Raw genomic sequence first — 26,899 nt, 5'->3', positions numbered from 1 at the left:
GCTGACATCAAAAACCAACAACCCCAACACCACACCAAACGATGCGACACCAGGAAATTGGCATTGACAATGTGCACACTGTTGAGTTCTCAAAGACCATACGCATCCGGATTCTTCTGACCAACCGGCCAGCACCTCTCCGAGGCAACCTGTCTATCTTAGCATTTCAAGCGACGCTCTCCAAATTGGGGCGGGCTTGAGAAGCCGAAGATTGTCACTGCTTGAGGGGGCGAGCCGACCGGCTCAGCCGCACCTTTGGGGTGACAAGTAAGTAATTTACGTCCCCGCCCGCCAACGTTCAAATCGGGCCCGCGGCCCGGGCGTGTCGCCCCAAAAGCGAGGCAAATTCTCGTCCAGGGACGACGAAAGGCCCGCCGAGGGGCGGGCCTTTCGAGGGAGAAACCGGTGCTTACAGCGCGTTGACGTCGAGCGGGATGCCCGGGCCGAAGGTCGTCGAGACGGCGCCCTTCTGGATGTAACGGCCCTTCGCAGCCGCCGGCTTGAGACGCTGCACCTCGTCGAGGGCGGTCTTGAAGTTCTCAGCGAGCTGGTCGGCCGAGAACCCGGCCTTGCCGACGACGAAGTGCACATTGGCGTGCTTGTCGACGCGGAACTCGATCTTGCCGCCCTTGATCTCTTCCACGGCCCTCGCCGGGTTCGGGGTCACGGTGCCCGTCTTCGGGTTCGGCATGAGGCCGCGCGGCCCCAGAACCTTGCCGAGACGGCCGACCTTGCCCATGAGCTCGGGCGTCGCGACCGCGGAGTCGAAGGCGGTGTAGCCGCCCGCGACCTTCTCGATCAGTTCGTCGCCGCCGACCTCGTCAGCGCCCGCCGCGATAGCAGCCTCGGCCGCCGCTCCGGTCGCGAACACGATGACTCGGGCGGTCTTGCCCGTACCGTGCGGCAGGATGACGGTGCCGCGCACCATCTGGTCTGCCTTACGCGGGTCGACGCCGAGCTTCAGCGCGACCTCGACGGTCGAGTTGAACTTCGCCGAGCCGGTCTCGCGTGCGAGCGTGACGGCCTCGTTGGGGGTGTAGAACTTGCCGACCTCGATCTTGTCGGCCGCGGCCCGATAGGCCTTCGACTTCTGTGCCATGTTGTTCTCCTCGTCAGAGATGGTGGTCTACGCGCCTGGCCGGCGCTGCCACGAAAGGGATGTGCTGAAGTGCTGGCTTCATGGCGCGCCAGACGAGCGCGCCAGTCAGCGGGGTGCGTTACGCGTCGACGGTGATGCCCATGGAGCGGGCGGTGCCGGCGATGATCTTCTCGGCGGCGTCGAGGTCGTTCGCGTTGAGGTCGACCAGCTTCTCCTGCGCGATGGCGCGGACCTGGTCGCGGGTGATCTTGCCCACCTTGTTGGTGTGGGGAACGCCGGAGCCCTTGGGGACGCCCGCGGCCTTCTTGATGAGCTCAGCGGCCGGCGGGGTCTTGAGGACGAACGTGAACGAACGGTCCTCGTAGACGGTGATCTCGACCGGGATGACGTTGCCGCGCTGCGCCTCGGTGGCAGCGTTGTACGCCTTGCAGAACTCCATGATGTTCACACCGTGCTGACCCAGCGCGGGGCCGATCGGCGGAGCAGGGTTCGCGGCGCCGGCCTTGATCTGAAGCTTGATCAGACCAGTGACCTTCTTCTTGGGAGCCATAGCTTTCCTTCTTTCTCTTCGAGTGGGCGCTGGCTGCGTGAAAGCAGAGCGCGCGCTCTCCCGCGCGGCGGTCGCCGGCGGTGGACCGTGGAATCTTAGACGAAGTGGCTGAGTGCCGCTTACAGCTTGGTGACCTGGTCGAAGCTGAGCTCGACCGGGGTCTCGCGCTCGAACAGTGAGACGAGCACGGTGAGCTTGCCGCTCTGCGTGTTGATCTCGCTGATGGAGCCGGGCAGGCCCGCGAACGAGCCCTCCTTGATGGTGATGGTCTCGCCGATCTCGAAGTCGACCTCGGCGGGGATCGCGCGCGTCGCCGGCTTCGAACCCTTGGCGCCGGGGCGGCCCGCCGGAGCGGCCTCGACCTGCACCAGGCTCTTCAGCATCTCGAACGCCTCATTGAAACGGAGCGGCGTCGGGTTGTGCGCGTTGCCGACGAAGCCGGTGACGCCCGGCGTGTGGCGAACGACCGACCAGCTGTCTTCGTTCAGGTCCATGCGGACCAGGACGTAGCCGGAGATGCGCACGCGCGTGACCATCTTGCGCTGGCCGTTCTTGATCTCGACGACGTCTTCCATCGGGACCTCGATCTGGAAGATGTAGTCCTGCACGTCCATCGACTGGATGCGGTTCTCGAGGTTCGACTTCACCCGACGCTCGAACCCGGCATAGGAGTGGATGACGTACCACTTGCCCGGCTTGGTGCGCAGCTCGACCTTGAAGGCCTCGTAGGGGTCTGCCTCGGACTCGGCTTCCTCTTCCTCGGCGTCTTCCAGTGCCTCAACGGCGGCTTCCGCGTCTTCTGCGGTCGAAACGTCGAGTGCCTCGTCGACGACCTCATCGGCCTCGGAATCGGTGGACTCGACCATCGCGTCGAGCACGGCGTCGAGGTCGACGGCGTCGCCCTCGTCGTCGCCGCTCACGTGCAGCGCCTCGCGCTCAGCCGAGTCGACGTCTGCCTCGTCGGACGCGAGGACATTGCCCGTCTGCGCCTCGTCGTCTTCGGCCGACTGCTCTGCAGCCGTCGCCCAATCGACGTCTTCGCGCTCACTCTTAGCCACTGGTCACCAATCCATTTCTGTTACTCGGCCCACACAACCGCGCGGACCGCCACCCGTGAAAGTCAGGAACCCGGCTTGCCGAACGCGAGCAGCACGAGCCAGCTGAACAGCTGGTCGAGGCCGAACACGAGGGCCATCATGATGATCACGAAGATCAGGACGACACCGGTGTAGCTGAGAAGTTCGCCGCGCGTCGGAGTGACGACCTTGCGCAGCTCGCCCATTACCTGACGGAAGAACAGCGCGACGCGAGCGAAGGGGTTGCGGCGCTCTGCGCGCTGCCTCTTCGCTACCGCTACGACGTCCTCGCTGGGCTCGTCGACGATTTTTCGGGCCACTCAGCTCACCTTTCACGGGCCGACGCGTCAGCGCCGGCTTGCAGGGCGGACAGGACTCGAACCTGCAACCTGCGGTTTTGGAGACCGCTGCTCTACCAATTGAGCCACCGCCCTATGAGAAACCTGCGGTGTTTTGGGCACGGAAAAGCTTTGCAGGTTTCGACTGCTCTGGACAGTTTAGGCGAGGCGGGAGAGGGGCGCAAAACGAGATCGACGCCGCTCAGAGCAAGCGCCGCTCAAGCGCCCAGGCGGTGAGCTCGTGGCGCGACGAGAGCTGAAGCTTTCGCAGCACGGCAGACACGTGCGTCTCGACCGTCTTGATCGAGATGAAGAGCTCAGCCGCGACCTCTTTGTACGAGAATCCGCGCGCGATCAACCGCATCACCTCGCGTTCGCGCGATGACAGCCGGTCGAGTTCCTCGTCGGTCTGGGCCTGCTCGCCCGCCACCGCGCCGAACGCGTCGAGCACGAAGCCCGCGAGGCGCGGTGAGAACACGGCGTCCCCGCCGGCGACCGTCGCGATCGCCCGGCTCACCTCGGTGCCCGAGCTGCCTTTCGTGATGTACCCACGAGCGCCCGCGCGAATGACGCCGACGACATCCTCGGCGGAGTCGCTGACGCTCAGAGCGAGGAAGCGGGTGCCGAGCGCCGTGGGGGCAGCGCGGCGGATCACCTCGGCACCCCCGCCGCCGTGACCGCCGGGCAGATGGACGTCGAGCAGCACGACCTGCGGCCTGTGCTCGGCGACCGCCGCGATCGCCGTATCGACGTCGCCGGCCTCACCCACGACGTGCACGGTCTCGTCCAGATCGGCGCGCAGGCCGGAGCGGAAGATCGAGTGGTCGTCGACCACGACGACCGTGACCCGATCGGCAGGCACTGCGGCGTTCCGATCCCCAGGCGCTGCGGCGTCGCTCATCACTCGTCCTTCCGGCTGGGCTCGAAGTGCAGGTGGACCTCGGTGCCGGTGCCGCCCGCGCCCGCATGCACGGCCCCCGCGCCGCCGGCGCGACGCATCCGCCCGATGATCGACTCTCGCACGCCGAGGCGGTCCTCCGGAACCGCGGAGGGATCGAACCCCGGTCCTCGATCGCGGACGAACACGTCGACCGAGCCGTCCGCCGTCTCGATGTACACGGAGACCTCTCCGCCGGCGTGGCGCGCAGCGTTGAGCATCGCCTCGCGCGCGGCGGCCGCGAGCTCTCCGCTCGAGCGCTCGCTCGTCTGACCGACGACCACCACCTCGAACCGGACCGAGTAGTCGAGTTCGAGGGCCGCGGCGTAGTCCTTGAGATCCGTGGCGAGGTCGCTGTCCGCCGTGCCGACGCCGGCATAGAGCCACTCGCGCAGTTCGCGTTCCTGGGCGCGGGCGATGCGCGCCACTTCGCTCGACGCGCCTGCCCGATTCTGGATCAGGGCGAGGGTCTGCAGCACCGAGTCGTGCAGGTGGGCGGCCATCTCTGCGCGCTCCTCCTCTCGCACGCGCTTGGTGCGCTCGGCGCTGAGCTCGCGCCACAGCCGGAGCCCCCACGGGCCGAACACCCCCACCGCGGCGAGCAGCACCGCGAGAGTGAGCAGCAGGCCCGACACGACGCCGCCCGTGCGATCCCACGCGAGCAGGATCACGACCGCACCGACCGCGCACACGATGACGCCGAGCCAGCGCAGCGGGATGCGGTGGCGCACGGGGGTCGCGGTCGAGGCATCCGTCTCGCCGTCCTCGACCGGCACGGTCGCCCAGAGCCACGCATAGAAGAGGACCCCCGCCCCGCCGAGCAGGCTCGTGACCACGAACAGCCACCGGACGCTCTCGACCGACCAGCCGAGATGGCGCGCGAGGCCGACGCTCACGCCGCCGACGACGCAGTCGCGGGGGCGCAGCAGAGGTGCGCGGCGCGGCGGGGCGGGCAGGGAGGTCACGTAGGGAATCAAAGCACTCCGGCGCCCGACCCTGAGCCGTGGATCGGCGGATTTCAGGGTGCGGTCAGGGCGTCCCCGCATGGTGCGCTCGCTCAGCCGCCCGGACCATTGACGTGTGAGTGAACCGACATCATCTTCGCCGCGCCCCGCAGAATCCAACAGGTTCTTCACCTGGCTGCGCGGCCTCGGCATCGCGCGCGCCGACGGCTGGGCCGGCGGCGTCTGCGGCGGAATCGCCCTTCGCACCGGGCTCGACCCGCTGATCGTGCGCGGCATCGCCGTCGTCATCGCGATCCTCGGCGGCCCCGCACTGTTCTTCTATGCGGTTGCGTGGCTGCTGCTGCCCGATACGCACGGCGAGATCCATCTCGAGCGGATGCTGCGCGGGATCTTCGACGCGCCGCTCATCGCGATCGCCGTTCTCGTCGCCCTCACCTTCGTTCCCTTCACGCAGGGTGTGTGGTGGCTCGGCGGGCACATCACCGGTGCCGTGTGGTGGCTCGCCGCGCCCGCCGAGGCGCTGCGCGTGCTGTGGAACCTCGCGATCGTCGCCGCGATCGTGTGGTTCCTTGTTTGGCTCGGGATCCGGTACCGGAATGCGCCCCCGGGCAGTCGACCGTTCGGTCGGCCCCGCGGGTCGGCGCCAGCGCCGGCGCCGGCAGGATCGACGGATGCCGGATACACGGATGCCGGATCGGGGGCTGCCGGATCGGGGCCTGCGGGATCGGGGACTGCGGGATCTGCGGGAGCCGCCGCGGCAGCCGAGGGCACCGCCGCGTTCACGACGACGCCGAACGGCACGACCGAGACGACGGCGACGATGTCGCCGACGACGACCCATACCGGTGCTCCCGGCACGGAGGCGCCCGGGGCGCCGCCCGTGAATGACGACCTGGCCAGGTGGCGACAGCAGTACGCCGCGTGGCGCGAACAGCACGCCGCGTGGCAGGAGCAGCAACGGGCCGCCTCGCAGTCGGAACGGACGGCGCGCAGCGCCGAGTCGCGCGCCCGTTCCCAGGCATACGCGGCCGAAGCCGCCGAACGCCGCCGCGTACGGGCTGCCGCCAACCCGCGGGCGGCCGGCTGGGTCGTCGCCCTGGTGCTCGGCGCGGCTCTGGTCGCCGGCGGCATCGCCGGCACCGTCGCGGCCGCCGACGCGGGGCTCGCCCGCTACGCGGCCCCGATCGGTCTCGCCACCGCTTTGATGGTGATCGGGCTCGGGATGGTCGTCGCGGGCATCGCCCGGCGGCGCAGCGGCGCCCTCGCGACCCTCGCGATCGTGACCGTCGTGATCGGGCTGGGGTCGTTCGGGTGGCCGGTACACGACTCCGCCGCCGGCTTCACGCAGCTGCGGGCCGACCGGGACGCCTCGGTGAGCCAGTTCGCCGGCCAGATCGAGGTCGATGCGGCCGCGGCCGATCTCGGCGGGGGCACGCGCACGATCCACGTCACGCAGACCTTCGGTGCCGTGGCCGTCTATGTCGGAGACGGCGTCGATGCGCACGTCCGCGTCACGAGCGCCGGCTCACGCATCCGTTCTGTTCAGCTCGGCGCTGACGGCACGACCACCCGGCCGCGCGAGGTCGCGGTCGGCTCCGGTGCCGGCAGCCGTACCGCGCAACGCACGTGGAGCAACACCAACGGCGGCTCCCCCGAGCTCGTCATCGACATCACGCAGGGGCGCGGAGCCGTCTACGTATATGACGGCGGCGGCGCTCGGCCGAACAGCGGCCACGGCTATCTCGACTGAGGACAGGACTATGAGCGACGACACCAGCGAACAGCCGACCGCGAAGCTCGAGGACTTCGGGCTCGGTCAGGCTCCCAAGCCCGTTGAGACGCCCAAGCGCGGTGACGGTCCGGAGCCCGATCAGGTTCCCAATACGGATGCTGCGCAGCCGGCCGCCGCGCTGCCCGAGGCCGAGCCGGCATGGTTGAGCCAGTGGGGGAAGGCGCCTCAGCGCACCACGCCCCGGATCCGTTGGGGCGGCATCATCTGGGGACTGGTCTTCGTGGCGAGCGGGTGGTTCGCGCTGTGGACGATGCAGTCGCACGAGCGGCGCTCGGCTTTCAGCGATTGGATCCTCACCCTCAACGATGGCGGCTGGGCCATCGTCGCCGCGTTCGCGATCGGCGCCCTGCTGCTGGTGCTGGGCCTCATCGCGGCACTCCGCGCCGCGACGCGCCCCCGCGCCTAGCAACGCGGCGGCACGAGCGTCGCGCGGCTACGCGTCGCGGCGGAAGGTGCGGGTTCCGATCCAGAGGCCGACGATCAGGAAGACGATCGCCCAGAACACCGCCCACAGGGTCGGATTCACCAGGATGTCTCCCGTGAAGGCGGTGCGCAGTCCGTTCACGATGTATTTCGTCGGAATGATGTTCGATACCACGACGAGCCATTTCGGTGCGCCGAAATCCGTGCTGATCGGCAGCATGATGCCCGAGAGGAGCATCACCGGCAGCGCGATGCTGTTGAGGATCGGCGCGAGCGCGTCCTCGCTCTTCGTCGAGAGGGCGAGCGCGTAGGAGGCCGACGAGCACGCCCCGCCGAGCAGCATCGTGATGACGACACCCAGGATCATCCCGCCGATCGAGCCCCGCAGGCCGAAGGCGAACGATAGGGCGATGAGGATCACCGATTGGACCCCCACGAGCGAGACGTCGCGCAGCACGCGACCGAGCAGCAGCGTCGTGCGCGGAGCCGGTGTGACCCGCTCGGCCTCGACCACTCCCTCTCGCCATTCCGACACGAGGCCGAAGCCCGCGAACAGGGCGCCGAAGAGTCCGAGCTGAAGCAGAAGGCCCGGAACGAAGAAGGTGTAGGCGTTCGTCGTGCCGATCTGCGCCGCGAGCGGCTTGAGCAGCGGGCCGAAGAGCACGAGGTACAGCATCGGCTGCGCGAGCCCGATGATGATCCAGACCGGGTTGCGCAGGTTCTGGCGCAGCTGGCGGCGGTAGACGATGGCGGTTGCGGCGAGGGCGGTCATAGCTGTGGTCCTTTGGGCTGAGGCGGTGTCGGGGTCTCAGGCGTCGCGGAGCGAACGGCCCGTCATGGTGAGGAAGACGTCATCGAGGGTCGGGCGGCGCACCTCGATCGACGCCAGCGCGACACCGGCGGCGTCGAGCGAGCGCAGGAGGCCGGGGAGCTCCGTCCCTGCGCTGGCGACGCGCCCCGAGACGACGCCGCCGTTGACGTCGGTCGCGGCATCCGACGTGATGCGCGCCAGCTGCTGCGCCGCGACGCTCACGTGAGTCGGGTCGCCGAGCACGAGCTCGATGAGGTCGCCGGCGACCTGCCGCTTGAGCGCGTCGGGAGTGTCTGCGGCGACGATCTCGCCGTGATCGATGACGAGCACGCGATCGCAGAGCGCATCGGCCTCGTCGAGATAGTGGGTCGTGAGGAACACCGTCGTGCCCAGGCGGTCGCGGAGGCTCGCGATATGCACCCACAGGTTCGCGCGCGCCTGCGGGTCAAGGCCCGTCGTCGGCTCGTCGAGGAACACCAGGCTCGGGTCGTGCACGAGACCCATCGCGATGTCGAGACGCCGGCGCTGGCCGCCCGAGAGGGTCTTCGGCTCCCGGTCCCAGAGGCCGTCGAGGTCCAACTGACCGAACAGCTCGCGCCCGCGGGCCTCGACGCGGCTGCGCTCGATGCCGTACATCGCGCCGTGGTCGACGACCTCCTCGCCGGCGTGAACGCCCGACATCGCCGTCGAGCCGCTCTGACTCACGTAGCCGATCGACCGGCGAACCCCCACCGGGTCGGTCTTGAGGTCGTGGCCGGCGACCGTCGCCGTGCCGTGGGTCGGGGTGAGCAGCGTCGTGAGCATGCGCAGCGTCGTCGTCTTGCCGGCGCCGTTCGGCCCCAGGAATCCGACGATCTCGCCGGACTCGACGTCGAGGTCGACGCCCTTGACGGCCTGCACTTCGACGCGTTCTCGGCCACGTCGGGTCTGGAAGCTCCGGGCGAGCCCGCGGGCGTGGATCATGGTGGGTTCCTCTCGCTATATCGCGATATATCGCGTTCAAGATAGCGAGACGGCCCCGGGGACGCAAGAGCGCCGCAGCAGTCGGCCGAGCGAGCGAGCGAGCTAGAGGAAGGTCGGCTCGGGCTGCAGGTTGATCGCGAAGTCGTTCGAGACGCGCGCCTGGATGAACGTCGCGAGCTCGAGGATCTCGCGCGCCGTCGCTCCCCCACGGTTGGTGAGTGCGAGCGTGTGCTTGCCCGAGACCGCTGCGCGCGAGCCTGGCAGCGCGAATCCGCGGGAGATGCCGCTGTGCTCGATGAGCCACGCGGCGCTGAGCTTGACGAGTGCCGGGCCGTCATCGGGCTGATCATCGGCCGCGACCGCCCAGCGCGGAGCGTCGCCCGGCAGCTGACGTGCAACCGCCTCGGGCACGATCGGATTCGTGAAGAACGAGCCGGCGCTCACCGAGTCGGCATCGTCGGCGTCGAGCACCATGCCCTTCGACCGGCGCAGCGCGAGCACGCTCTCGCGCGCCGCCTCGAGCGGCACGCGTGCGCCGAGGTCCACTCCGAGAGCTGCGGCGAGCTGGGGGTATGCGACCGGGCTGCCGGGCGCCGAGGCATCCGCGCCGGCCTGCGCGAGTCTCAGCTCGACCGCCGTGATGAGGCCCTCGTAGCCGTGCTTGAAGATCGAGCTGCGATAGGTGAGCGCGAGATCGGATGCCTCGAGCCGGCGCACCTCGAGCGAGTCGGCGTCGAGCACTTCGGCCGCCACCAGCACGCTCTTCACCTCTTGCCCGTACGCGCCGACGTTCTGCACGGGCACGGCGCCGGTGGAGCCAGGGATCCCGCTCAGTGCCTCGATGCCCGCGAGGCCGTTCGTGACGGCGTAGCGAACCACGTCGTCCCACGGCTCGCCCGCCTGCACGCGCAGCCGTACCTCACCGGTCGGCGCGTCGAGGCGCTCGATACCGCGCGTCACGACGTGCAGCACCGTGCCGTCGAAACCGTCGTCGGCGGCGACGGTGTTGGATCCGCCCGCCAGGATCGCCCAGGCCTCATCGCTCGACCAGAGACCGGTCGCGGCCTCGATCAGCTCGGCCCCCGTCGTCGGGGCGATGAGTCGCTCGGGAACACCACCGACACGCAGGGTGGTGAGCTCCGCGAGGGCCGGAATCGCTGCGCCCGGCTGCTTCGTCACGTCACTCACAGGCGGATGACGACCTGAGCCTTGCCGAGCACGGTCTGCTCGCCCACCGTGACGGTGAGGTCGATGCGCGCCTGACCCGCCTCGTCATCGAGCTTGCCGACCTTGGCGACGACACCGATCTCGGCGCCGGACTCGGGGTCGACGACGACCGGGCGCGTGAATCGCACCTGATAGTCGACGATGCGGCCCGGGTCGCCGAGCCAGTCGGAGACGGGCTGCACCGCGAGCCCCATTGTGAGCATGCCGTGCGCCAGAACGCCCGGCAGGCCGACCGCGGCGGCGATGTCGTCGCGGTAATGGATCGAGTTGAAATCGCCGGACGCACCGGCGTAGCGCACGAGCGAGTCACGGGTCAGCGGGACGGCGGCGGTGGCGACGATGTCGCCGACGGTCAGGGTGTCAGACATCCGTTCTCAGTCCTCCCCGCGCACGACGAGAGTCGAAATCGCAGTCACGACATGCTCGCCCGCCGCGTCCGTGATGACGGTCTCGGCCGTGACCATCGAATTGCCCGCAAGCGACTTGACGCTCGTGACGGTCAGCTCGCCAGTGAGCTCATCGCCGGCGACGATCGCGCGCGCATAGCTGAAGCGCTGATCGCCGTGCACGACGCGACTGAAGTCGATGCCCGCTTCGGGCTCGGCGAGCAGCTGGTCGAGCGTGAGCTGCTGGATCACGATCGGGAACGTCGTCGGCGCGACCACGTCGGCGTAGCCTGCGGCGCGTGCGGCCTCCGGGTCGAGGTTGATCGGATTCGTGGCGAACACGGCGCGAGCGAACTCGCGGACCTTCTCGCGGCCGACCAGATATGGCGCGGTCGGAGGAAGCGTGCGGCCCTGGAGGTCGGGATTGATCGGCACCCGAGAAGCCTAACCGCCCGTCGGTGAGCGGCCGCCCGCGAGCCCCGCGGCCGCGCCGACCGCGACGGCCGATCGGCGCCGATGAATGTCGGTGGTCCGCGTCACTCTGGAGACACGAACAGGCCACGAGGAAAGAGGGCGTGATGACCCGCAACACGATGTCCGAGACGGAAGAGCGCGAGTACGCGGACTGGCTGCTCGAGCTGCAGCAGCAGGCGCTTTACACCAAGCAGAAGCAGAGCAACGAGCACTGGCATCGCGTCGCCGAGCGCCTGCTCACTGCGTTCGGTGCCGGCGACCCCGACGCGGAGCACTGAGCCTCGCTCGCGCACCCTGATCAGTCGCCCCACGCCAAGACGACAAAACGGCCGCAGACACAATGTCTGCGGCCGTGTCGGTTATGACGCGGTGCCTACTGGCAGCTGTCGCACTGCAGCAGGTCCATCGGGTCGACGGGAACCGCGTAACCGCCGACGGTGTCGTTGCTTTCGTAGTCCATGGTTGCCCCCTCGATTCGAAGCCTGTGTGGCGAGGTGCTCTGAGTGAGAACCTCTTCCGCGGATGCGGTAGGAACACTATATATCGGGAATTACACCTTTGTCATGCCACTAGATGTGGTGTTTCTGCGCAAAGTGATGGACGCTGCTCTTTCCACAGGCTTCAACACAGATTGCCCACAATTTCATCCCCAGGCAGAGTGCCCTGAACCACTGACATTCGGCGAGTTGTGCACAGCTTCCGGCGTTACTCGGCGGAGAATCCGCCCGTCACCGAGAAGGACCCGTCGAGGGCGAACGGGTCGGCGAGTCGCGTCGAGCGGTCGGTGATGGCGACCCGTGCGGCGAACTCGTGGGCCGACCGAGCGATGCGATCGGGGAGGCTCGGCAGCCCGGCATCCGAGTGCCCTGCCCAGTCCTCGGTCGCCGCGTACACGCCGGTCGGCAGCACGTCGGCGTGCATGTACGTCAGCACCGGACGCATCGCGTAATCGAGCACCTGCGAGTGCCGCGGCGAGCCGCCGGTCGCGCCGATGAGCGTCGGCAGCCCGGTCAGTGCACTCGGCTCGATCACGTCGAGGAACGACTTGAACAGCCCGTTGAACGAGGCGTTGAAGACGGGGGTCACGATGATCAGTCCGTCGGCGCCGGCCACGGTCTCGATCGCCTGGGCGAGCTTCGGGCTCGGGAATCCGGTCACGAGGTTGTTCGTCACGTCTTTCGCGAGCTCGCGCAGCTCGAAGACGGATGCCTGCACCTCGGTGCCGAACTCGTCGCGGAGCGCCTCGCTCGCCGCGGCCGTCAGGCGGTCGGCGAGCATGCGCGTCGAGGACGGCGCGCCGACGCCTGCAGAGACGACGGCGAGGCGTTTCGTGGATACAGCGGGGGTGGTCGTGGGCTCGGTCATGTGTTCACGCCTCCTGGTACGGGGAGCCTGCGGTGAGATTGTCGCCGCGGTTCTCGCCGGGGCGGAACTCGCGGGAGCCGCCCGCGGCCTCGACGAGGGCGGCGTGGGTCGGCGCGTCGGGCACTCCGGGGGCGCGTCGCGCCTCGAACTCCTTCTTGAGGGTGGGCAGCACCTCCTCGCCGAGCAGGTCGAGCTGCTTCAGCACGGCGTCGACGGGCAGCCCCGCGTGGTCGAGCAGGAACAGCTGGCGCTGGTAGTCGCCGACGTAGTCGCGGAAGCTCAGGGTCTTGTCGATGATCTCCTGCGGGCTGCCGACGGCGAGCGGCGTCATCTCGGTGAACTCCTCGAGGCTGGGGCCGTTACCGTAGACGGGCGCGCTGTCGAAGTACGGGCGGAACTCGCGCTTCGCGTCCTGCGAGTTCTTCGCGAGGTACACCTGGCCGCCGAGGCCGACGATCGCGTCCTTCTCGGCGCCGTGGCCGTAGTGCGCGAACCGCTGCCGGTAGAGCGCGATCATGCGCTCGGTGTGCTCCTTCGGCCAGAAGATGTGGTTGGCGAAGAATCCGTCACCGTAATACGCGGCCTGCTCGGCGATCTCGGGGCTGCGGATCGAGCCGTGCCACACGAACGGCGGCACCCCGTCGAGCGGCCGCGGCGTGGAGGTGAAGCCCTGAAGCGGGGTGCGGAAGTGACCCTCCCAGTCGACGACGTCCTCGTGCCACAGGCGGTGCAGCAGCGCGTAGTTCTCGATCGCGAGGTTGATGCCCTGACGGATGTCCTGGCCGAACCAGGGATAGACCGGCCCCGTGTTCCCGCGGCCGAGCATCACGTCGACGCGCCCGTCGGAGACGTGCTGGAGCATCGCGAAGTCCTCGGCGATCTTCACCGGATCGTTCGTCGTGATGAGCGTGGTCGCCGTCGAGACGAGAAGCCGCTCGGTCTGCGCCGCGATCGCGGCGAGCAGGGTGGTCGGCGATGAGGAGAAGAACGGCGGGTTGTGGTGCTCCCCGATGGCGAAGACGTCGAGGCCGACCTCTTCGGTCTTCTTCGCGATCGCGATCGCGGCCTTGATGCGCTCGCTCTCGCTCGGCGTGATGCCAGTGGTCGGGTCGGGAGTGATGTCGCTCACCGAGAAGACCCCAAACTGCATGGGCTGAGAAGTCATGACTCCATTACCTCCGTTGATTTCCATACGTTTGCATGGAACTGAGGTGCAGCGCGCGTTATTCCCGGCAGAGGCGTTCCTGCGTCAGTGCTGACCGCTGATGCTCGCCGCCTCGATCACCAGCTTGACCCTGGTCTGGTCGCGACCACCCCACCACGGGTAGGGCTTGCCGGTGTACTTCTGCGAGAGCTCCTCGATGTGGTCGACGGCCCCGTCGGTGGTCACGTCGATCACCCGGCCACGCACCTGGTAGTACGACGACGGGTCGTCGGGGCTCGAGATCGCCACCGAGACGCGCGGGTCCCGCTGCACGTTGCGAACCTTCTGGTACGTCAGCACGCTGTTGATGACGACGTGCTCGCCGTCGGTGTCGACCCAGGTCAGCGTGAGCTGGGGCGAGCCGGCGGGCATGGTCGTCGCGAGGTAGCACACGGCTCGGGTCTTGAGGAGCGCGAGCAGTTCGTCGGGCAGGGTCATCAGGCAGTCTCTTCTCGTCGGTCACCGATTGCGCGACGCATCGTCACTCGATCAACGCTAGGTCAGCGCGGCACGATCACGACGCGCGCCTCAACGAGCGAGGGGTCCGCGAACGCGCGCTCGACCTCGGCGAGCGGCACGGTCGTGGCGTCGAGCGAGAAGTCGCCCGCCGCGATCGCTGCCGCCATGGCGGGCAGTTCGGCGACGATCTCGGCTGCGCCGACGGAGCCCTGGCCGCTGCCGACGAGCGACAGTTTCGACGAGCGCAGCGCCGCCGACGGAATCCCTGCCGTTCCGCCGCCGACCGAGCCGATCTCGACCCACGTGAGCGGCTTGCCGCGGTCGGGTCGCGCGGTGATGAGCGCGGTCATCGCGAGCGTGGTGAGCGGGCCCCACACGTAGTCGAGCACCACGTCGACGTCGGCGGCCTCGCGCGCGATCGCGTCGGCGACGGCGTCGTCGTCGCCGAGCACCGAGACGGATGCCTGCGCGCCGGCTGCGGCGGCCAGCGCCAGTCGCTCCGCGTTGCGCCCCGCCACGACCACGCGGCCTGCACCGAAATGCCGGGCGACCTGCACCGACATCCGCCCCGCGCTGCCCGTCGCTCCGAGGACGAGCACGCTCTGACCGGGCTGGAACCCGGCACGGTTCTTGAGGGCGAGCCAGGAGGACAGCACGGGGTTCACGGCCGCCGCAATCTGCACCGGGTCGGCGTCGTCGGGCAGCACGATGCTGCGTCGCGCGTCGATCACGGTGCGCTCGGCCATGGCGCCGAGGGTGGGCTCGTCGAGCACGAAGTAGCGCAGACGGCCCCGCTCGTCGCGGCCGACTCCGTCGACGCCGGGCACCATCGGGAGACTGCCGGTGCTCGTGTAATGGGAACCGGAGGCCTGCGATCGCACGCGCGGGTGCAGGCCTGCGGCCAGGACGTCGACGACGAGCTCGTGCTCACCCGATGCGGTCGGCTCGGGGAACTCGTCGTAGCGGGGAGGGAGGGAGAAGTCGGTGACGACGGCGGCCTTCATGGGTGACTCCGTTCAATCTAATTCGTGTTACGAACTACTTTAGTTGGTGTCGCGAACTAAATCAACTAGTCTTCGGCCATGAAACTCGCCCAGCCGGCCGCCGCCGCCGCCGCTGACGACGATGACGTCATCGACGCCCTCGCTCAGATCGCCTTCGCCACCATGGCCGTACTGAGCAAAGCCGCAGCCGACAACGACCTGTCGCTGACGCAGCTGCGGGCGATCGAGATCCTGCGCGACCGCCGCCTGCGCATGAGCGAGCTCGCCGAGCTGCTCGGCCTTGAGAAGTCGACGCTGTCAGGCCTCGTCCTGCGCGCCGAGAAGCGCGGCCTGCTGCAGCGCGTGCCGGACGACGGCGACCGCCGATCCGTGCGCGTCACGATCGCGCCCGACGGCGCGCAGCTGGCGCTCAGTACGCGCGCGACCATCGGCACGGCGATGATGCCGCTCATCGACGCGCTCGACGGCGCCGAGCAGCGGCAGCTGCAGGAGCTGCTCGAGCGGATGCTCGCCCGAGTCCGCTTCGCCGCGCCGCCGCCCGGCGCAGAGTGAGTCGCCTGCGCGATCAGCTCTCGATGAACGCGAGCAGGTCGGCGTTGATGGTCGCGGCCTCGGTCGTCGGCATGCCGTGCGGGAAACCGGCGTAGGTCTTCAACGTGCCGTTCTGCAGCAGCTTCGCCGTGAGCGGCGCTGAGTCGGCGTACGGCACGATCTGGTCGTCATCCCCGTGCATGACGAGCACCGGAATGGTGATCTTCTTCAGGTCCTCTGTGAAGTCGGTCTGAGAGAACGCCACGACCCCGTCGTAGTGCGCCTTCGCGCTTCCCGTCATGCCCTGCCGCCACCAGTTCTCGATGATGGCCTCGTCAGCATCCGTGCCCGCGCGGTTGAAGCCGTAGAACGGGCCCGACGCGACCTCTCGATAGAACGACGAGCGGCGCTGCGCGGTCTGCGCCTGGAAGTCGTCGAAGACGCTCTTCGGCAGACCGCCGGGGTTCGCGTCCGTCTGGACCATCAGCGGCGGAACCGAACTGATCAGCACAGCCTTGGCCGCTCGGCTCTCGCCGTGACGGGCGAGGTAGCGCGCGACCTCGCCGCCGCCGGTCGAGTGACCGACGTGGACGGCGTCGTGCAGGTCGAGGTGCTCGACGACGGCCGCGAGGTCGTCCGCGTAGTGGTCCATGTCATGCCCGTCGCTGACCTGCGCCGAGCGGCCGTGGCCGCGGCGGTCGTGGGCGACGACTCGGTAGCCGTTCTGAACGAAGAACATCAGCTGCGCGTCCCAGTCGTCGGACGAGAGCGGCCAGCCGTGGCTGAAGACGATGGGCTGGCCCGCGCCCCAGTCCTTGAAGAAGATCTCCGTGCCGTCGGAGGTCGTGATCGTGGGCATATGTCGCTCCTCTCGATCTGCGCGGCGACTTCGAGCGCCGGGGACGCATTATCTGGTGCTTACTCTCGCCGTGAGCGGCCCGCAATCATCCAACGAAAGGTTTACCTTCCGGCTCCCGAACGCTCTCCCCGGCCCGCGATCGCGACGTATGCTCGCCGTCATGTGCGGTCGCTTCAGCACGGTGCTCACGCAGTCGGAACTCGCCGAGGCCTATTCCGTCGACCTCGACCTCGTCGGTACCTGGATGCCCGCCTACACGGTGGCACCGCGCGAGACCGCGCCGCTTCTGCACGCGCGACCGGCGGAGGGCGACGGCGACCCGGTGCGCCGGATCGAGATCGTCACGTGGGGCTTCGATGCCGCGTGGATGCGGCCCGGCCAGCCGCGGCCGATCAACAGCCGCATCGAGAAGCTGACGACCGGAATGTGGCGCGGCGCGCTGAACAGCTCGCGGGCCGTCGTGCCCCAGACGAGCTACTTCGAGTGGTACGAGGCGGCTGATGGCGGCAAACAGCCGATCCTGCTGCACAGCGACCAGCCGCTGGCCGCCGCCGCGCTCTACGCAGGGAAGCAGGAAGCCGACGGCAGCTGGACCCACACCTTCACGATCGTGACGCGCGAGGCGCGAGATGCGAGCGGCGAGGTGCACGAGCGGATGCCTGCATTCATCCCGCTCGACAGCGAGCTGTTCGAGCGATGGATCTCACCCGAGCATCCGGCCAGCCCAGCGGAGCTCGTCGACGAGCTGATGGCCGAGAGCGAACGGGTCGCGCAGACGATCACGAGCCACCCCGTGAGCCGGCGCGTGAACAACGTGCGAACCGCGAAGTCGGACGATGCAACGCTGATCGAGCCGATCGAACTCGATGAATCCCGTTGACCATCCGTTGGTCACCCGTTGATCACCGCCCCCATTCGAGGTACGGTGAGCGCGATCATCTCGATCTTGGGGGACTCGTGGACGCCGATCGGTGCACGCCGTCGTGGCTCAAAGCCACGATTCGTGCCGCCATCGTGACCGCCGCTCTCGGCGGCGGGCTGTTCGTCCTGTCGCAGGCTCTCGCGCCGTCCGCGGCCCACGCCGAGACCGTCACTGCGCCGAGTCATCACGAGCACCAGGCCCGCTACGCGCCCGTCGCAAAGACGGTGCACGACGTCACCGCGCCGCTCGCCACGGCGCTGAGTCCGGTGCCGACGACGCATCCGGTGGCCCAGACGGTCGACGTCGCGACGCGCACAGTTCATGACGTGACGAGCGCGGTCGCCCCGACAACGACCGCAGTCGTGGCGCCAGTGGCCCATGCGATCGCCCCCGTCACGACGAGCGTCGCGACCGCGGTGCATCCGATCACGACCGCGCTCACGCCCGTGACCCAGGCAGTGCAGCCGGTCACGTCGGCGCTCCAGCCGGTGACCTCCTCGCTCGCGCCCGTGACCTCTGCACTCCAGCCCGTGACCTCCTCGCTCGAGCCGGTCACGTCCGCACTCCAGCCGGTCACCTCAGCGCTCCAGCCCGGGAGCAATTCGCTCCCGCCGGCAACGACCGTGACCACCGGTGCTGCGCCGGGCGTACCGCCGGTCGCGCCAGGGGCTCCGGCCGTCGGCCCAGCGCTCGTCAGCCCTGTGCTCGGCGGGCCGGCGCCCGACACCGGCATCGCGCCGCAGGCATCCGTCGTCCCCAACTCGCCCGGCGTATCGGCGGCGCCCGCGACAGCGAAGCCCGCCGGCGCGTCGCAGACCGGTGTCTTCGGCCCGTTCCCCACCACGACTCGCGCGCTTGCGAGCCCGATCGGGGCTGGTTCAGACCTCCCCGGCGCGACGGCACCGCCCGCGACCGACACGATCGCGCCGACCGAGGCCGCCACGGCCGGCACTGCGCCCAGCCTGCCCGGGGCACCTGCCCTCCCCGGCGGTCTTCCCGGGTCCCCTGCGTCGGCCGTCGTGGCGGCGAGCTCTGCCGCGTTCAGCGGCGGCCGCTCCGGCGGCAACGGATTCCCGTCTGCGGTCTCCGCTGTGCCGGCCGATGACTTCCTGACCCCGCTGTCGGCGGGGAACTCCGTGCTCGAGGCATCCGATGCGCTGCCCGCGTCGCCCGTCTTCGAGCACGACTCGACGCCTGACTAGGTAGGCCGACGTCCGCCCCTCACCCCCGCGGTGAACGTGTGGCGGACAGACGCACCCCGGGTCGCCTGAATCACGGGCGACTCCTCCTACCCAGTCAAGGAGTTGTAACCATGAAAGCTAACACCGCCAGGGCACTGTGGTTCGCAGTCGCCCTCGGGGGTTTGACCCTCGCCGGCGCCGCCGCGGCAAACGCCGCGACGACGAGCGGCACGTCCTCCAACACAGCCGCGGCACCTGCCGCAGCTGCTGTGCCCGCCGCGGCAGCTGTGCCTGCTGCGGTGCCCGTCGCGGCGCCGTCCGCGGCAGCTACCGCCGCTGCCACCCCTCTCACGGACCTCACCGACGCGAGCGGCCCCATCAACCAGACCGTCGGCAACGACGTGGTCGAGCCCGTGACGGGCGCGAAGACGGCCATCCCGGCTGCGGCCGCGCCGGTCACCGCTACGGCTGACGCTCTCACCGGCACCACCGCCGCAAGCGATGTGGTCGGCTCCGCCGTCGGCAGCGGCTCAGGCCTCGGCTCGGTCGCCGGCGACGGCGACCTCGTGCAGGGCGGCCTCGTCGGCGACGCCGCGGCCAACGGCGACTCCGTGCTCGGCGACCTCGCGACCGGCAGCCCGGCCGCCTCCGACCTCGGTAAGACCGTGAACGGAGTCGTCAACGACACGGCGACCACCGTGAGCGACGCGGCCGACAACACCAACACGCAGGTCGCGGGCGGACTCGTGAGCGACGCCGGCACCGACGCGGGGCAGACCGTCGCCGACGCGCTGAGCGGCGGCGATGTGGTCGGCGACGTGCAGAAGACGGTGTCCGACGCGGGCACGAACACTGCGGCAGCGGTGAGCACGACCGGTCTGACGAAGGACGCGGCGACGGATGTCCTCGGCGCCGGCACCCCGGCGACCGGAGGCACCGGCACCGGCGCAGGCACCGGCTCAGGTGCGGGCGGCGACCCGGTGACGGGCGCACTCGACAGCGGCGTGGTCGACGACCTGCTCGGCAGCGGCAACGCGGTCGACCAGGTGACCGACAACGGGAATCTGCTCGGCGACATCACCGCCGCGGGCACCGGCCCGCTCGACACCGCCGTCGGCGACCCCATCGTCGACCCGCTGCTCGGCAATACGGGCGCACTCGCGCCGCTGACGGGGGACAGCTCCCCCATCGCAGACGTGACCGGTGACAACTCGGCTGTGGACGACGTCGTCGGCGACGGCGCGATCGTTCAGGGCGGTCTCGTGGGCGACGCCGTCGGCAACGCCGACACGCTGCTCGGGGACCTCGAGTCCGGCGGTGGCACGACCGGCGCAATCGCCACCGCCGTGACCGACGCCGGCACGGATGCCGCGAAGACCATCGACGACGCCGGTACCGGCCTCGGCACGACGGTCGCCGATCTCGGCCCCGCGCTCGAATCGGGCGACCCCATCGGTGCCACCCTCGGCGTCGTGAGCAGCGACGTCACCGGCAAGACGGGCCTGCTCGACCCGGTCCTCGTCGATGTTCTCGGCGCGGCCGGCACAGGGACAGGTCCGGGTACCGGAACAGGTACCGGCCCCGGCACGGGAACGGGTACCGGCCCTGGAACGGGTACCGGCCCGGGCACGGGTACCGGCACCGGCCCCGGAACCGGCACCGGAACCGGAACCGGCACCGGCACCGGACCCGGCACGGGAACCGGCTCGACGGGCACAGGAACCGGCAGCGGCTCCACCGGCGGGGGCACGACAGGCGCGGTCAGTCCGGCGGCTCTCGTCGGCGACGCCGGCGCAGTCGCGGCGGCCGGACTCGGCACGCTGTGGTCGAACGCGAGCGGCGCGCTCGCTGCGGGCGCCCTGATGGCGGGCTCGCTCGCCACCACCGGCACGAACATCCTGGGCGGACTGTTCGCGGCCCTCGCCCTGCTGCTCGCCGGCGCGGTCGCCCTGCTGCTGCGTCGCAAGGACCAGCGCACTGACGCAATTCGTCAGTGACGCGCTAAGCCCTTGACTGGGCTGGCGTGGTCAGGAACAGCGGTCGGGCTGCCTGACCACGCCGGCCCACGCCGGGCCGTGCCGGCCCGGGCAGCAGTGGCGCCCCTGCCGGCTAGGGTTCGAGCACGCTCAGCACGTTGCCCGCCGGGTCGCGGAACCACGCGATGTCAGGCCCTTGGCTCGTGGCCTTGCCGCGGCTGATGCCCAGTTCGTCGAACTGCATCCCCTCGTAGCGCTCGAGCTGGATCCCGGCATCCGTAAGCTCCTGCACCGCGGCGTCGATGTCGGGCACCTGGAAGTTCAGCACCGTATAGCCCGCTGCGCTGAAGGCGGGCGAGTAGTAGACGAACAGGGACTGACCGCCTGGAAGCTGCATGCGGAGGCCGCCCATGTCCTCCTCGAGCTCGAGCCCGAGCTGGCCACCGTAGAAGTGCTTCGCGGCGGTCAGATCTGAGACGCCGAGACCGCTGAACGCATACGTTGACGTGAGCATGATGGTCCTGCCTTTCGTGTCGGCGCCAGCATGCACCCGCATCGCGGTGGCCGGAAGACAACCTCATTACACGACTCCGGAAGGCGCCCCTGACGAGGACTACGCGAGGGCGAATAGCACCGACGACCCGATCGCCAGCGCGACCCCCGCGAACTGCATCAGCGACAGCCGCTCACGCGCGACGAACCACGCGAGCAGCACGGCCGCTACGGGGTAGAGGTCCGACAGCACCGCGACGACGGCGAGCGGCCCTGCGCGCAGAGCGAGAACGAGCAGCACATTGCCACCGCCCAGCAGAACGCCGGCGACGACAGCGGGGAGCGCGTGACGGATGCCTCGCCCGGGGCTCCCCTGCGTGGAGCCGGCGCCACCGGCATCCGTGCTGTCCGTGCCACCCGTGCCGTCCGTGCGACCCATGCCATCCGTGCCACCCATGCCGTCCATGCCATCCGTGCCACCCATGCCGTCCAGCAGGTTCAGCACGCGGCGCACGCGCCCGCTCAGCCGCGCGGTGCCGAGCAGCGCTGCCATCACAGCGAAGCCGACGACACCGATGAACACGGCGGGAATGAGGCCGGCGCCGTGCGGCGCTCGATCCAGCGCGAGGATCGAACAGCCGAACAGCACCCCGCCGGCGACAGCCAGAACGCCCGCACGTGCCGTCATCGTGCCCGCCGGCCCCCAGCGCAGCGAGACGAGCACGCCACCGGCCGCGGCGAGCACGATCGCGAGCCACGCCAACCCGGGCATCTGCTGCCCGAACAGGACGCCCGCGATCACGGGGATCGCCGACTCGGTGGTCCCGACGATCGGGGCGCCGATGCTGATCGGACCGGCGATCAGCGCCGCATAGAAGAGGAGTGTGCCGGTGATCGAGAGCACGCCGGCGAGCGCGCCCCACCCGACGGCGCCGAGACTCCAGTCCCCTCCCACGAACATCAGGGCGACCAGCGCCGTGACGGCAGCGCACCCATAGCCGATGAGCGACGTGGGGGCGACGCGGAGGCGGGCCGAGCTGATGCCGCCGTAGAAGTCACTGACGCCGTACGACGCGGCCGACGCAAGGGCAACGAAGACCGCGATGAGCACGCTCGAGCTTAGCCAGCGCGCTTCTTCGGAGTGGCCTTCCCTGCCGCGGGCTTCTTGGGCGCCGACGTCTTGGCGGCGGGCTTCTTAGGCGCGGGCTTCTTCGACGTCGACGCGCTTCCCGACGATGACGTCGTGGCGCCGCGCTTGCGATCGACGCTGCGGCGCAGCGCCTCCATCAGGTCAATGACCTCAGCGCCGTCGTCGCTGCCGCTACCGCCACTTCCTCCACTGCCTCCACTGCCGCCGCGCTCATCGCCCGCGCCGCCCGCGCTGCCCGCGCCGGGCTCCTCGCCGAAGGTGGCCGCCGTGTCGACGGCGTCGCCGTTCTCGAGCTTCGCGTCGATCAGCTTGCGCAACTCCTCCTGGTACTCGTCGCGGTAGTCAGCCGGGTGAAAGTCGCCCTCAAGGCTCTTCACCAGCGAATCCGCCAGCTGCTGCTCCTTCGGAGTCACCTTGGGCGCCCGGCCCAGGACCGAGAAATCAGCCTCGCGCACCTCGTCGCCCCAGAGCAGCGACTGCAGCACCATGACCCCGTCCTCGTGCACGCGCAGCGCGCCGAGATGCGTCTTGTTCCGCAGCGCGAAGCGCACGATCGCGGTGCGCTCCGTGCGCTCGAGCGTGCTGCGCAGCAGAACGTACGCCTTGACCCCCGACTTCTCGGGCTCGAGGTAGTAGCTGCGCTCGAAGGTGATCGGATCGAGCTGCTCGTCCGGAACGAACTCGACCACCTCGATGTCGTCACGGCTCGCCTCCGGCAACGCCTCGAGGTCGTCGTCGTCGAGCACAACGGTGCGCTCCCCCGAGTCGTATGCGCGGTCGATGTGCTCGAACGGGATCACCTTGCCGCACACCTCGCAGCGCCGCTCGTAGTGGATGCGACCGCCGTCCTTGTCGTGCACCTGGTGCAGCGCGATGTCGTGGTCCTCCGTGGCTGTATAGATCTTCACGGGCACCGCGACCAGACCGAACGAGATAGTGCGCTTGCCGATTGCTCGCATAGTGTCCTTTCTCTACGCGCGGCCGCCGCGCGTCAAGCCCTGGCGGGTCCCTACGCGCCACCGCCGCGCGTCAAGCCCTGGTGGCCCGGCGAATGCGCTGCCTAGCCTGCGGCAATGGCGAGCAGGAAGTCGAACGAGCAGATCGTCCAGATCGAGGGCCACCGCCTGACGCTGAGCAACCTCGACAAGGTCATGTACCCCGAGACGGGCACCACCAAAGGCGACGTGATCAGCTACTACACGGCGGTGGCGCCCTACCTGCTCCCCTATGCGGCCGGGCGCCCCGTGACGCGCAAGCGCTGGGTGAACGGCGTCGGCACCGACGAGAAGCCCGGCATGGTCTTCTTCCAGAAGGACCTCGACGACTCCACGCCCGACTGGGTCGCGCGCCAGACGATCCACCACAAGCAGCACGACAACTCCTACCCGCTGCTCAACGACGTCGCCACTCTGACCTGGCTCGCGCAGATCGCGTCACTCGAGCTGCACGTGCCGCAGTGGCGATTCACGGATGCCGGTGAGCCCGGCCACCCCGACCGCATGGTGCTCGACCTCGACCCGGGCGACGGCGTCGGGCTGCCGGAGTGCGTCGAGGTGGCGAAGCTCGTGCGCGCCGTGCTGGACGACATGGGGCTCGAGGCGGTTCCGGTCACGAGCGGCAGCAAGGGCATCCACCTCTACGCGCGGCTCGACGGCACGTCGACGTCCGACGAGGTGTCGCAGGTCGCGCACGAGCTGGCCCGCTCACTCGAGGCCGACCACCCGGACCTCGTCATCAGCACCATGCGCAAGGCCGACCGCCGCGGCAAGGTCATGGTCGACTGGAGCCAGAACAACGCGTCGAAGACCACGGTGACGCCGTACTCGCTGCGAGGCCGGTCGCGGCCCTTCGTCGCGATGCCGCGCACGTGGCGCGAGATCACCTCGGGCCGCCTGCGGCAGGTCGAGATCGGCGAAGTGCTCAAGATCCTGAAGAAGCGCGGCGACGCGGCAGAGCCTCTGATGCCCGCGAAGCCGCAGAGCGCGGACGACGCCGAGCTCGACCGGCTCGCGAAGTACCGCAGCATGCGCGACGCCGGCAAGACGCCCGAGCCGGTGCCGGCCGACGCGCCCGACTCGGGTTCCGGGCGATCGTTCGTCATTCAGAAGCACGCGGCCCGGAACCTGCACTACGACTTCCGCCTCGAGCACGCCGGCGTGCTCGTCAGCTGGGCCCTGCCGAAGGGAGTGCCGGGGCCCGGCGAGAAGAACCACCTCGCGGTGCACGTCGAGGACCACCCGCTCGAATACGGCGGATTCTCCGGCGACATTCCCAAGGGCGAGTACGGAGCGGGCCACGTCGACATCTGGGATCACGGCGAGTATGAGGCCGAGAAGTTCCGCGACAGCGAGGTCATCGCGACGCTGCACGGCCAGAAGAACGGCGGGCTCGGCGGTGAGCCGGTCAAGGTGGCGCTGATCCGGACGAAGCAGGGCGACGACGAGAAGAACTGGCTGATTCACCGCATGCGCACTGAGACGCACACTGAGACACACACTGAGACACACCCTGAGCCGCATACGGAGACGCGCACGGAGGCGCGCACGGAACCCGACAGCACGAAGAAGCCGAGGGGCGCACATCGGCCAAAGGAGTACACGCCGATGCTCGCGACGCTCAGCTCGGAGGCGAAGGTCGGCGACGGGAGCGACGCCGCCGTCGAGATGAAGTGGGACGGCGTGCGCGTGCTCGCGTACGTCCGCGACGGCAAGACGAGACTCGTGAGCCGCAACGGCATCGACATCACGACGACGTATCCCGAGCTCGCCGAGCTCGCCGATCGCACGGACGGTCACGACATCGTGCTCGACGGCGAGGTGATCGGCGTCGACAAGCGGGGCCTGCCCGACTTCGGCCTGCTGCAGCAGCGCATGCGGCTCACGAAGCCCGCCGACGTCGCGAAGGCGGCGAAGGGGGTGCCGGTCAAGTTCATGCTCTTCGACGTGCTCGAGCTCGACGGCGAGGACGTGACCGACCGCGACTACGAGGCGCGGCGTCGGATGCTTGAGGACACCGTGCGCTCGGAAGGCGAGGTGCTCGTTCCGCCCGCGTTCGACGGCACGGTCTCGGAGGGCCTCGACCGAGCACGAGAACTGCGCCTCGAAGGGATCATGGTCAAGGACCGCAGTGCGCCGTATCGGGTCGGCCGGCGGTCGGAGGCGTGGCTCAAGGTGAAGCTGCATCGCACTCAGGAGGTCGTGGTCGCCGGCTGGCGCCCGGGCAACGGCCGACGCGCGGGCACGGTCGGGTCGCTGCTGCTCGGGATCCCGGGCGACGACGGGCTGCAGTACGTGGGTCGCGTCGGCACCGGGTTCAACGACCGGGCGCTCGACGAGCTGTCGAAGCTGGCGAAGAAGCAGGAGCGCAAGACATCCGCTCTCATCGATGTCCCACGCGCCGACGCGAGGGACGCGCACTGGCTGACGCCCTCGCTCGTGGGTGAGGTCGAGTTCGCCGAGTGGACGCGCGACGGCCGACTGCGCCAGCCCTCGTGGCGGGGCCTGCGCCCCGACAAGTCACCGGACGAGGTCGTGCGGGAGGTCTAGGCGCCGCGCGCGCCTGCCGCCGTAGTGGCCGTTGCGGCAGCCGCCGCCGCGCGACGGTGGATCGGGCCGGATGCCTCGGCGAGCGCATCGCCCGAACCGCCCCAGCGCAGCGCGATGACCTGCGCGGCGATCGAGACGGCGGTCTCCTCCGGCGTGTGCGCACCGAGATCGAGGCCGATCGGGCTGCTGACGCGCGCGAGTTCGGCGTCGGTGAGGCCGGCCTCCCGCAGCCGCTGCTCGCGATCCTCATGCGTGCGCCGCGACCCCATGGCCCCGATATACGCGACCTCGGGGCCGCGCAGCGCAGCGGTGAGCAACGGCACGTCGAACTTCGGGTCGTGGGTCATCACGCAGATGATGGTGCGCTTGTCGATGCGACCGGCGTCGATCTCGCCCTGCAGGTAGCGGGCGGGCCAGTCGACGACGACCTGATCGACCTCGGGGAAGCGCGCGGGCGTCGCGAACACGGGCCGCGCGTCGCAGACCGTGACGCGGTAGCCGAGGTAGGTGCCGAGCCGCGCGAGGGCCGAGGCGAAGTCGATCGCGCCGAAGACGAGCATGCGCGGGGCGGGCGCGAAGCTGTTCACGAAGACCCGCATTCCCGAGCCCATGCGCTCGCCGTCCGGGCCGAAGCCGAGCGTCTCGGTGCGACCCTGCGCGAGCAGCCCGCGCACGTCCTCGGCGACACGCAGGTCGGCGAGGGGCGAGCCGAGACTGCCCTCGGCCGAGTCCGGCCGCACGATCAGCCGGCGACCGAGCCACGCCGGGTCGGGGTGCTCGATCACGGTCGCGACGGCGACGGGCAGATCGGCCGCGACGTCGGCGGCGATGGATTCCAGCTCGGGGTAGTCCTCACGAGAGACCGCCTCGACGAACACGTCGATGATGCCGCCGCAGCTGAGGCCCACCGCGAAGGCGTCGTCGTCGCTCACCCCATAGCGCTCGAGGATCGGCGGCGCCCCGGCGATGGCATCCGTCGCCAGCTCATAGACGGCGCCCTCGACGCAGCCGCCCGACACCGAGCCCGATGCGGTTCCGTCGGCCGTGACGAGCATGGCGGCACCCGGGTCGCGTGGCGCCGACTGGAAGGTGCGCACGACCGTGACGAGGCCGGCGGTCTCGCCCGCCCGCCAGGCCCGCAGCAGCGGATCGAGGACATCACGCATGGCG

At 69.5% G+C, this 26,899-nt stretch carries 28 protein-coding genes and 1 tRNA gene; 8 read left to right on the top strand and 21 right to left on the bottom strand.

Annotated features, from left to right (window positions below; genetic code table 11):
- Window positions 1–409: 409 nt before the first annotated feature.
- From rplA to ACFOYW_RS13170, 7 genes are all read right to left on the bottom strand, one after another.
- Window positions 410–1,099, bottom strand: coding sequence for a 50S ribosomal protein L1 (rplA, locus tag ACFOYW_RS13200; RefSeq protein ID WP_390229568.1), 690 nt, complete (start codon window positions 1,097–1,099; stop codon window positions 410–412).
- Window positions 1,100–1,217: 118 nt separating this feature from the next.
- Complete coding sequence (gene rplK / locus ACFOYW_RS13195; RefSeq protein WP_390229565.1) at window positions 1,218–1,649, bottom strand: 50S ribosomal protein L11; 432 nt, start codon at window positions 1,647–1,649, stop codon at window positions 1,218–1,220.
- A gap of 119 nt (window positions 1,650–1,768) precedes the next feature.
- Complete coding sequence (gene nusG, locus ACFOYW_RS13190) at window positions 1,769–2,707, bottom strand: transcription termination/antitermination protein NusG (protein ID WP_390229562.1); 939 nt, start codon at window positions 2,705–2,707, stop codon at window positions 1,769–1,771.
- A 62-nt stretch (window positions 2,708–2,769) separates the two neighbouring features.
- On the bottom strand, window positions 2,770–3,045 hold the full coding sequence (secE, locus tag ACFOYW_RS13185) for a preprotein translocase subunit SecE (protein ID WP_390229559.1): 276 nt from the start codon (window positions 3,043–3,045) through the stop codon (window positions 2,770–2,772).
- A gap of 41 nt (window positions 3,046–3,086) precedes the next feature.
- Window positions 3,087–3,159, bottom strand: a tRNA-Trp gene (locus ACFOYW_RS13180).
- Window positions 3,160–3,265: 106 nt separating this feature from the next.
- Complete coding sequence (locus tag ACFOYW_RS13175; RefSeq protein WP_390229556.1) at window positions 3,266–3,964, bottom strand: LuxR C-terminal-related transcriptional regulator; 699 nt, start codon at window positions 3,962–3,964, stop codon at window positions 3,266–3,268.
- Entirely contained in the window at window positions 3,964–4,965 is a 1,002-nt protein-coding gene (locus tag ACFOYW_RS13170; protein WP_390229553.1) for an ATP-binding protein, read from the bottom strand. Before ACFOYW_RS13170 ends, ACFOYW_RS13175 begins: the two co-directional genes overlap by 1 nt.
- Window positions 4,966–5,080: 115 nt before the next feature.
- Here ACFOYW_RS13170 and ACFOYW_RS13165 point away from each other — a divergent pair, with 115 nt between their 5' ends.
- Together ACFOYW_RS13165 and ACFOYW_RS13160 are read left to right on the top strand one after the other, a co-directional pair.
- Window positions 5,081–6,715, top strand: coding sequence for a PspC domain-containing protein (locus tag ACFOYW_RS13165; RefSeq protein ID WP_390229550.1), 1,635 nt, complete (start codon window positions 5,081–5,083; stop codon window positions 6,713–6,715).
- Between the two features lie 10 nt (window positions 6,716–6,725).
- A complete protein-coding gene (locus tag ACFOYW_RS13160; protein WP_390229547.1) occupies window positions 6,726–7,163 on the top strand; it encodes a hypothetical protein in 438 nt (145 codons plus the stop codon).
- Between the two features lie 27 nt (window positions 7,164–7,190).
- Here the strand turns inward: ACFOYW_RS13160 and ACFOYW_RS13155 are convergent, their stop codons facing one another.
- The 5 genes from ACFOYW_RS13155 to ACFOYW_RS13135 all read right to left on the bottom strand — a co-directional run bounded on the left by ACFOYW_RS13155 (window position 7,191) and on the right by ACFOYW_RS13135 (window position 11,002).
- Window positions 7,191–7,952: an ABC transporter permease gene (locus tag ACFOYW_RS13155; RefSeq protein WP_390229544.1), complete on the bottom strand. Its 762-nt coding sequence runs from the start codon at window positions 7,950–7,952 to the stop codon at window positions 7,191–7,193.
- A 36-nt stretch (window positions 7,953–7,988) separates the two neighbouring features.
- Window positions 7,989–8,954 (bottom strand): ATP-binding cassette domain-containing protein, encoded by a 966-nt coding sequence (locus tag ACFOYW_RS13150; RefSeq protein ID WP_390229541.1) that lies wholly within the window; start codon window positions 8,952–8,954, stop codon window positions 7,989–7,991.
- Between the two features lie 102 nt (window positions 8,955–9,056).
- Window positions 9,057–10,142: a UDP-N-acetylmuramate dehydrogenase gene (locus ACFOYW_RS13145; RefSeq protein WP_390229539.1), complete on the bottom strand. Its 1,086-nt coding sequence runs from the start codon at window positions 10,140–10,142 to the stop codon at window positions 9,057–9,059.
- Entirely contained in the window at window positions 10,139–10,549 is a 411-nt protein-coding gene (locus tag ACFOYW_RS13140) for a MaoC family dehydratase (RefSeq protein ID WP_390229536.1), read from the bottom strand. The genes ACFOYW_RS13145 and ACFOYW_RS13140 overlap by 4 nt, the downstream gene beginning before the upstream one ends.
- Window positions 10,550–10,555: 6 nt before the next feature.
- Window positions 10,556–11,002, bottom strand: a complete 447-nt coding sequence (locus ACFOYW_RS13135) for an FAS1-like dehydratase domain-containing protein (RefSeq protein ID WP_390229532.1) — start codon at window positions 11,000–11,002, stop codon at window positions 10,556–10,558.
- 143 nt (window positions 11,003–11,145) lie between these two features.
- Here ACFOYW_RS13135 and ACFOYW_RS13130 point away from each other — a divergent pair, with 143 nt between their 5' ends.
- Entirely contained in the window at window positions 11,146–11,319 is a 174-nt protein-coding gene (locus tag ACFOYW_RS13130; protein ID WP_390229529.1) for a hypothetical protein, read from the top strand.
- 427 nt (window positions 11,320–11,746) lie between these two features.
- On the opposite strand, the gene ACFOYW_RS13125 is transcribed toward ACFOYW_RS13130, so the two are convergent.
- The 4 genes from ACFOYW_RS13125 to ACFOYW_RS13110 all read right to left on the bottom strand — a co-directional run bounded on the left by ACFOYW_RS13125 (window position 11,747) and on the right by ACFOYW_RS13110 (window position 15,073).
- The gene (locus tag ACFOYW_RS13125) at window positions 11,747–12,406 is read right to left on the bottom strand and encodes a CE1759 family FMN reductase (RefSeq protein WP_390229527.1); all 660 of its coding nucleotides are present in this window, start codon (window positions 12,404–12,406) and stop codon (window positions 11,747–11,749) included.
- 4 nt (window positions 12,407–12,410) lie between these two features.
- Window positions 12,411–13,556: an LLM class flavin-dependent oxidoreductase gene (locus ACFOYW_RS13120; RefSeq protein WP_390229672.1), complete on the bottom strand. Its 1,146-nt coding sequence runs from the start codon at window positions 13,554–13,556 to the stop codon at window positions 12,411–12,413.
- 99 nt (window positions 13,557–13,655) lie between these two features.
- Window positions 13,656–14,048 carry a TIGR03618 family F420-dependent PPOX class oxidoreductase gene (locus tag ACFOYW_RS13115; RefSeq protein WP_390229525.1) on the bottom strand — a complete coding sequence of 131 codons (393 nt, stop codon included), beginning with the start codon at window positions 14,046–14,048 and terminating at the stop codon, window positions 13,656–13,658.
- A gap of 62 nt (window positions 14,049–14,110) precedes the next feature.
- Window positions 14,111–15,073, bottom strand: a complete 963-nt coding sequence (locus ACFOYW_RS13110; protein ID WP_390229523.1) for a zinc-binding dehydrogenase — start codon at window positions 15,071–15,073, stop codon at window positions 14,111–14,113.
- A 78-nt stretch (window positions 15,074–15,151) separates the two neighbouring features.
- Between ACFOYW_RS13110 and ACFOYW_RS13105 the strand changes: the two genes are divergently transcribed.
- Window positions 15,152–15,625, top strand: a complete 474-nt coding sequence (locus ACFOYW_RS13105) for a MarR family winged helix-turn-helix transcriptional regulator (protein WP_390229521.1) — start codon at window positions 15,152–15,154, stop codon at window positions 15,623–15,625.
- A 13-nt stretch (window positions 15,626–15,638) separates the two neighbouring features.
- Here ACFOYW_RS13105 and ACFOYW_RS13100 read toward each other — a convergent pair whose 3' ends face one another.
- Window positions 15,639–16,463, bottom strand: a complete 825-nt coding sequence (locus tag ACFOYW_RS13100; protein WP_390229519.1) for an alpha/beta fold hydrolase — start codon at window positions 16,461–16,463, stop codon at window positions 15,639–15,641.
- A 160-nt stretch (window positions 16,464–16,623) separates the two neighbouring features.
- Here ACFOYW_RS13100 and ACFOYW_RS13095 point away from each other — a divergent pair, with 160 nt between their 5' ends.
- The 3 genes from ACFOYW_RS13095 (at window position 16,624) to ACFOYW_RS13085 (ending at window position 20,563) form a co-directional block, all read left to right on the top strand.
- A complete protein-coding gene (locus ACFOYW_RS13095) occupies window positions 16,624–17,343 on the top strand; it encodes an SOS response-associated peptidase (RefSeq protein WP_390229517.1) in 720 nt (239 codons plus the stop codon).
- A 77-nt stretch (window positions 17,344–17,420) separates the two neighbouring features.
- Window positions 17,421–18,587: a hypothetical protein gene (locus ACFOYW_RS13090; protein ID WP_390229515.1), complete on the top strand. Its 1,167-nt coding sequence runs from the start codon at window positions 17,421–17,423 to the stop codon at window positions 18,585–18,587.
- A gap of 110 nt (window positions 18,588–18,697) precedes the next feature.
- A complete protein-coding gene (locus ACFOYW_RS13085; protein ID WP_390229513.1) occupies window positions 18,698–20,563 on the top strand; it encodes a hypothetical protein in 1,866 nt (621 codons plus the stop codon).
- Window positions 20,564–20,675: 112 nt separating this feature from the next.
- Here the strand turns inward: ACFOYW_RS13085 and ACFOYW_RS13080 are convergent, their stop codons facing one another.
- From ACFOYW_RS13080 to ku, 3 genes are all read right to left on the bottom strand, one after another.
- Window positions 20,676–21,056: a VOC family protein gene (locus ACFOYW_RS13080; protein ID WP_390229511.1), complete on the bottom strand. Its 381-nt coding sequence runs from the start codon at window positions 21,054–21,056 to the stop codon at window positions 20,676–20,678.
- 99 nt (window positions 21,057–21,155) lie between these two features.
- On the bottom strand, window positions 21,156–22,145 hold the full coding sequence (locus ACFOYW_RS13075) for an EamA family transporter (protein ID WP_390229509.1): 990 nt from the start codon (window positions 22,143–22,145) through the stop codon (window positions 21,156–21,158).
- A gap of 8 nt (window positions 22,146–22,153) precedes the next feature.
- On the bottom strand, window positions 22,154–23,143 hold the full coding sequence (gene ku, locus ACFOYW_RS13070; protein ID WP_390229507.1) for a non-homologous end joining protein Ku: 990 nt from the start codon (window positions 23,141–23,143) through the stop codon (window positions 22,154–22,156).
- A gap of 114 nt (window positions 23,144–23,257) precedes the next feature.
- On the opposite strand from ku, the gene ACFOYW_RS13065 reads away from it, so the two are divergent.
- Window positions 23,258–25,729, top strand: a complete 2,472-nt coding sequence (locus ACFOYW_RS13065) for an ATP-dependent DNA ligase (RefSeq protein ID WP_390229505.1) — start codon at window positions 23,258–23,260, stop codon at window positions 25,727–25,729.
- Here the strand turns inward: ACFOYW_RS13065 and ACFOYW_RS13060 are convergent.
- The gene (locus tag ACFOYW_RS13060; RefSeq protein WP_390229503.1) at window positions 25,726–26,895 is read right to left on the bottom strand and encodes an XdhC family protein; all 1,170 of its coding nucleotides are present in this window, start codon (window positions 26,893–26,895) and stop codon (window positions 25,726–25,728) included. The two genes, ACFOYW_RS13065 and ACFOYW_RS13060, sit on opposite strands and share 4 nt — an antisense overlap.
- Between the last annotated feature and the right edge of the window lie 4 nt (window positions 26,896–26,899).

Origin of the sequence: Gryllotalpicola reticulitermitis, assembly GCF_042651345.1 — a bacterium.
Taxonomy (GTDB): domain Bacteria; phylum Actinomycetota; class Actinomycetes; order Actinomycetales; family Microbacteriaceae; genus Gryllotalpicola; species Gryllotalpicola reticulitermitis.
This window is presented reverse-complemented; position numbering and strand designations above follow the sequence as displayed.

Excerpts from the sequence above, each read along its gene's own strand:
- rplA (WP_390229568.1), bottom strand. The coding sequence starts at position 1,099 with ATGGCACAGAAGTCGAAGGCCTATCGGGCCGCGGCCGACAAGATCGAG.
- rplK (WP_390229565.1), bottom strand. The coding sequence starts at position 1,649 with ATGGCTCCCAAGAAGAAGGTCACTGGTCTGATCAAGCTTCAGATCAAG.
- ACFOYW_RS13175 (WP_390229556.1), bottom strand. The coding sequence starts at position 3,964 with ATGAGCGACGCCGCAGCGCCTGGGGATCGGAACGCCGCAGTGCCTGCC.
- ACFOYW_RS13160 (WP_390229547.1), top strand. The coding sequence starts at position 6,726 with ATGAGCGACGACACCAGCGAACAGCCGACCGCGAAGCTCGAGGACTTC.
- ACFOYW_RS13155 (WP_390229544.1), bottom strand. The coding sequence starts at position 7,952 with ATGACCGCCCTCGCCGCAACCGCCATCGTCTACCGCCGCCAGCTGCGC.
- ACFOYW_RS13150 (WP_390229541.1), bottom strand. The coding sequence starts at position 8,954 with ATGATCCACGCCCGCGGGCTCGCCCGGAGCTTCCAGACCCGACGTGGC.
- ACFOYW_RS13140 (WP_390229536.1), bottom strand. The coding sequence starts at position 10,549 with ATGTCTGACACCCTGACCGTCGGCGACATCGTCGCCACCGCCGCCGTC.
- ACFOYW_RS13130 (WP_390229529.1), top strand. The coding sequence starts at position 11,146 with ATGACCCGCAACACGATGTCCGAGACGGAAGAGCGCGAGTACGCGGAC.
- ACFOYW_RS13125 (WP_390229527.1), bottom strand. The coding sequence starts at position 12,406 with ATGACCGAGCCCACGACCACCCCCGCTGTATCCACGAAACGCCTCGCC.
- ACFOYW_RS13120 (WP_390229672.1), bottom strand. The coding sequence starts at position 13,556 with ATGCAGTTTGGGGTCTTCTCGGTGAGCGACATCACTCCCGACCCGACC.
- ACFOYW_RS13115 (WP_390229525.1), bottom strand. The coding sequence starts at position 14,048 with ATGACCCTGCCCGACGAACTGCTCGCGCTCCTCAAGACCCGAGCCGTG.
- ACFOYW_RS13110 (WP_390229523.1), bottom strand. The coding sequence starts at position 15,073 with ATGAAGGCCGCCGTCGTCACCGACTTCTCCCTCCCTCCCCGCTACGAC.
- ACFOYW_RS13105 (WP_390229521.1), top strand. The coding sequence starts at position 15,152 with ATGAAACTCGCCCAGCCGGCCGCCGCCGCCGCCGCTGACGACGATGAC.
- ACFOYW_RS13100 (WP_390229519.1), bottom strand. The coding sequence starts at position 16,463 with ATGCCCACGATCACGACCTCCGACGGCACGGAGATCTTCTTCAAGGAC.
- ACFOYW_RS13095 (WP_390229517.1), top strand. The coding sequence starts at position 16,624 with ATGTGCGGTCGCTTCAGCACGGTGCTCACGCAGTCGGAACTCGCCGAG.
- ACFOYW_RS13085 (WP_390229513.1), top strand. The coding sequence starts at position 18,698 with ATGAAAGCTAACACCGCCAGGGCACTGTGGTTCGCAGTCGCCCTCGGG.
- ACFOYW_RS13080 (WP_390229511.1), bottom strand. The coding sequence starts at position 21,056 with ATGCTCACGTCAACGTATGCGTTCAGCGGTCTCGGCGTCTCAGATCTG.
- ku (WP_390229507.1), bottom strand. The coding sequence starts at position 23,143 with ATGCGAGCAATCGGCAAGCGCACTATCTCGTTCGGTCTGGTCGCGGTG.
- ACFOYW_RS13065 (WP_390229505.1), top strand. The coding sequence starts at position 23,258 with ATGGCGAGCAGGAAGTCGAACGAGCAGATCGTCCAGATCGAGGGCCAC.
- ACFOYW_RS13060 (WP_390229503.1), bottom strand. The coding sequence starts at position 26,895 with ATGCGTGATGTCCTCGATCCGCTGCTGCGGGCCTGGCGGGCGGGCGAG.